This is a genomic window from Streptomyces sp. NPDC045899 (assembly GCF_056431485.1).
This window is the reverse complement of sequence record NZ_JBWKKP010000072.1, coordinates 1-3,564: the sequence shown is the minus strand read 5'-3', so window position 1 is coordinate 3,564 and position 3,564 is coordinate 1. Positions and strand designations below refer to the sequence as shown.

The 3,564-nt window shown below is 71.5% G+C and carries 8 protein-coding genes; 4 read left to right on the top strand and 4 right to left on the bottom strand.

All coding sequences use genetic code 11. The features are described 5' to 3' along the window. On the bottom strand, positions 1-101 hold a 101-nt coding region (locus AC07FT_RS36370; protein ID WP_158786612.1), incomplete at its 3' end, for a biotin carboxylase N-terminal domain-containing protein. Between the two features lie 369 nt (positions 102-470). Here AC07FT_RS36370 and AC07FT_RS36365 point away from each other — a divergent pair. Continuing rightward, positions 471-917: a hypothetical protein gene (locus AC07FT_RS36365; protein ID WP_374215364.1), complete on the top strand. Its 447-nt coding sequence runs from the start codon at positions 471-473 to the stop codon at positions 915-917. Between the two features lie 29 nt (positions 918-946). On the opposite strand, the gene AC07FT_RS36360 is transcribed toward AC07FT_RS36365, so the two are convergent. Then, positions 947-1,552: a Maf family protein gene (locus AC07FT_RS36360; RefSeq protein WP_471205094.1), complete on the bottom strand. Its 606-nt coding sequence runs from the start codon at positions 1,550-1,552 to the stop codon at positions 947-949. Positions 1,553-1,607: 55 nt separating this feature from the next. Continuing rightward, positions 1,608-1,739 (bottom strand): morphogenic membrane protein MmpB, encoded by a 132-nt coding sequence (gene mmpB / locus AC07FT_RS36355; RefSeq protein WP_302888806.1) that lies wholly within the window; start codon positions 1,737-1,739, stop codon positions 1,608-1,610. An 86-nt stretch (positions 1,740-1,825) separates the two neighbouring features. Between mmpB (AC07FT_RS36355) and mmpB (AC07FT_RS36350) the strand changes: the two genes are divergently transcribed. Continuing rightward, on the top strand, positions 1,826-1,957 hold the full coding sequence (mmpB, locus tag AC07FT_RS36350) for a morphogenic membrane protein MmpB (RefSeq protein ID WP_302888806.1): 132 nt from the start codon (positions 1,826-1,828) through the stop codon (positions 1,955-1,957). Between the two features lie 55 nt (positions 1,958-2,012). Continuing rightward, positions 2,013-2,618, top strand: coding sequence for a Maf family protein (locus tag AC07FT_RS36345; RefSeq protein WP_471205094.1), 606 nt, complete (start codon positions 2,013-2,015; stop codon positions 2,616-2,618). Positions 2,619-2,647: 29 nt separating this feature from the next. On the opposite strand, the gene AC07FT_RS36340 is transcribed toward AC07FT_RS36345, so the two are convergent. Further along, positions 2,648-3,094 (bottom strand): hypothetical protein, encoded by a 447-nt coding sequence (locus tag AC07FT_RS36340; protein WP_374215364.1) that lies wholly within the window; start codon positions 3,092-3,094, stop codon positions 2,648-2,650. 369 nt (positions 3,095-3,463) lie between these two features. Here AC07FT_RS36340 and AC07FT_RS36335 point away from each other — a divergent pair. Then, positions 3,464-3,564: biotin carboxylase N-terminal domain-containing protein (locus AC07FT_RS36335; protein WP_158786612.1), on the top strand; the 101-nt coding region annotated here is incomplete at its 3' end.

Below are 3,564 nucleotides of genomic sequence, written 5' to 3'. Positions count from 1 at the left end.
GGATCGGCGTAGACGGCCACGCTCGCGATCCCGGCATCCCGACAGGCACGGGCAACACGGACAGCGATCTCGCCACGGTTGGCGATGAGCACCTTGCGCACGATGACTCCCTCCTTGAAACAAGCCGAGTTTAGGTACTGGTCACACCTCGCGCCGAGAAGACCCCGGGGGTGAGCTTGACCACACGGAGCGTGAACCAGGGCGCGAACAGGAAGCCAAATCCCCCGTCGCTCCACCGTACGCCCGGTTTTCGGGCTCACGGCGCGGACCGTGATGTGGGCTAGGTCTCTGCCCCGCGGTGCTGCGGCGCTTCGGGTTTCTTTGTGGAATCCCTACGAACGAGGGGCGGAAACTTTGCCGTGTCGTCCTCGCTCGTCCACAGCGAAGACACCGCTTGCTGCACACCTCTTGTCGGCCGCGCTTACCCGTTAGTAGCGTTCGCGTCTGTCGAGCGGAAGAGGGTGGGCGGGGTGGCGCGCAGACCGGTGGCCGCGATAGCTGCGGTGACACTGATCCTGGAAGCGGCCGGAATAGCGCTGTTGAACTGGATCCTGGGGCTGGTCGTGGACCGGCAGCAGATGTCCATGGGCGGGCTCGACACGGACGCGATGTCGGTGGGCACCTGGGTCGCGGGCGGCGTCTTCGGCCTCTATCTGCTGCTGTGCGGGGTGGTGCTGCTGCGCGTCGCGGTGCGCGACCGCGCGCCCGGCCGCTTCGGCCGCATCCTGCTCATCACCTGTGCCGTGGTGCACGGGCTGTTGGGCGCCTTCTCGGTCGGCCTCGTCGGCTGGCCCGCGTTCGGCTTCATGATGGTCGTGCTGGGCCTGATCGTGCTCACCCTGCTCTGGTACGCGCCGGAGGAGGCCGCGCCCGCCGAGTCCGCGGGCAACGGCCAGGACGCCCCCAGCCCCGCCTGAGCGGCTCCTCGGGACGTGCCGCGACCGGCTCAGTCGGTCCAGAGCTCCGTGATGCCCACGCCGACCTCCGCCAGCAGCCGCCGCAGCAGCGGCAGCGACAGCCCGATCACCGTGCCCGCGTCGCCCTCGATGGAGTCGACGAACGGCGCCGAGCGGCCGTCCAGGGTGAACGCGCCCGCCACGTGCAGGGGTTCACCGCTGGCCACGTATGCCGCGACCTCGGCGTCGGTCGGCTCACCGAACCGGACCGTGGTGGAGGCGGTGGCCGAGGTGCGCCGCCCGCTCGCCGTGTCCACCAGACAGTGGCCGGTCCGCAGCACTCCCGCGCGGCCGCGCATCGCCTTCCAGCGGGCGGTCGCCTCCTCGGCGTCCGCGGGCTTGCCCAGCGCCTGACCGTCCAGCTCCAGCACCGAGTCACAGCCGATCACCAGCGACCCCGACACCTCCGGCAGGGCCGCCACCGCGTCCGCCTTGGCCTCCGCCAGCACCCGGGCCAGTTCGGCGGGGGTGTCGGCGCTCAGTGCGTCCTCGTCCACCCCGCTGACGATCACCTTCGGGGCCAACCCGGCCTGGCGCAGCAGCCCGAGCCGGGCGGGGGAGGCGGACGCGAGGACGAGGGTGCGCTGTGCGGTCATGCGCACCAGAGTAGGCCGTCCGTGCGCCGCCCCGCCGGGGTCCCGCCGGGTCCGGTCAGGGCCGCAGCGTCAGGACGCACATCGCGATCATCACGGCGACCGCCAGGACGGTACGGGCGCGCCGGAGCATGGCCTGCGCCCGCCGCAACTCCTCGGGCGGCTCATCGGGCGGCTCGGACCACAGCATGTCTCCGATGGTGGAACGGCGGGCGCCGTCGCGCCTGAGTACGCGTACTCAGGCGCGACGGCGCCCGCCGTTCCACCATCGGAGACATGCTGTGGTCCGAGCCGCCCGATGAGCCGCCCGAGGAGTTGCGGCGGGCGCAGGCCATGCTCCGGCGCGCCCGTACCGTCCTGGCGGTCGCCGTGATGATCGCGATGTGCGTCCTGACGCTGCGGCCCTGACCGGACCCGGCGGGACCCCGGCGGGGCGGCGCACGGACGGCCTACTCTGGTGCGCATGACCGCACAGCGCACCCTCGTCCTCGCGTCCGCCTCCCCCGCCCGGCTCGGGCTGCTGCGCCAGGCCGGGTTGGCCCCGAAGGTGATCGTCAGCGGGGTGGACGAGGACGCACTGAGCGCCGACACCCCCGCCGAACTGGCCCGGGTGCTGGCGGAGGCCAAGGCGGACGCGGTGGCGGCCCTGCCGGAGGTGTCGGGGTCGCTGGTGATCGGCTGTGACTCGGTGCTGGAGCTGGACGGTCAGGCGCTGGGCAAGCCCGCGGACGCCGAGGAGGCGACCGCCCGCTGGAAGGCGATGCGCGGCCGCGCGGGAGTGCTGCGGACCGGCCACTGTCTGGTGGACACGGCGAGCGGGCGGCGCACCTCGGCCACCGCCTCCACCACGGTCCGGTTCGGTGAGCCGACCGACGCCGAGGTCGCGGCATACGTGGCCAGCGGTGAACCCCTGCACGTGGCGGGCGCGTTCACCCTGGACGGCCGCTCGGCGCCGTTCGTCGACTCCATCGAGGGCGACGCGGGCACGGTGATCGGGCTGTCGCTGCCGCTGCTGCGGCGGCTGCTGGCGGAGGTCGGCGTGGGCATCACGGAGCTCTGGACCGACTGAGCCGGTCGCGGCACGTCCCGAGGAGCCGCTCAGGCGGGGCTGGGGGCGTCCTGGCCGTTGCCCGCGGACTCGGCGGGCGCGGCCTCCTCCGGCGCGTACCAGAGCAGGGTGAGCACGATCAGGCCCAGCACGACCATCATGAAGCCGAACGCGGGCCAGCCGACGAGGCCGACCGAGAAGGCGCCCAACAGCCCGTGCACCACGGCACAGGTGATGAGCAGGATGCGGCCGAAGCGGCCGGGCGCGCGGTCGCGCACCGCGACGCGCAGCAGCACCACCCCGCACAGCAGCAGATAGAGGCCGAAGACGCCGCCCGCGACCCAGGTGCCCACCGACATCGCGTCCGTGTCGAGCCCGCCCATGGACATCTGCTGCCGGTCCACGACCAGCCCCAGGATCCAGTTCAACAGCGCTATTCCGGCCGCTTCCAGGATCAGTGTCACCGCAGCTATCGCGGCCACCGGTCTGCGCGCCACCCCGCCCACCCTCTTCCGCTCGACAGACGCGAACGCTACTAACGGGTAAGCGCGGCCGACAAGAGGTGTGCAGCAAGCGGTGTCTTCGCTGTGGACGAGCGAGGACGACACGGCAAAGTTTCCGCCCCTCGTTCGTAGGGATTCCACAAAGAAACCCGAAGCGCCGCAGCACCGCGGGGCAGAGACCTAGCCCACATCACGGTCCGCGCCGTGAGCCCGAAAACCGGGCGTACGGTGGAGCGACGGGGGATTTGGCTTCCTGTTCGCGCCCTGGTTCACGCTCCGTGTGGTCAAGCTCACCCCCGGGGTCTTCTCGGCGCGAGGTGTGACCAGTACCTAAACTCGGCTTGTTTCAAGGAGGGAGTCATCGTGCGCAAGGTGCTCATCGCCAACCGTGGCGAGATCGCTGTCCGTGTTGCCCGTGCCTGTCGGGATGCCGGGATCGCGAGCGTGGCCGTCTACGCCGATCC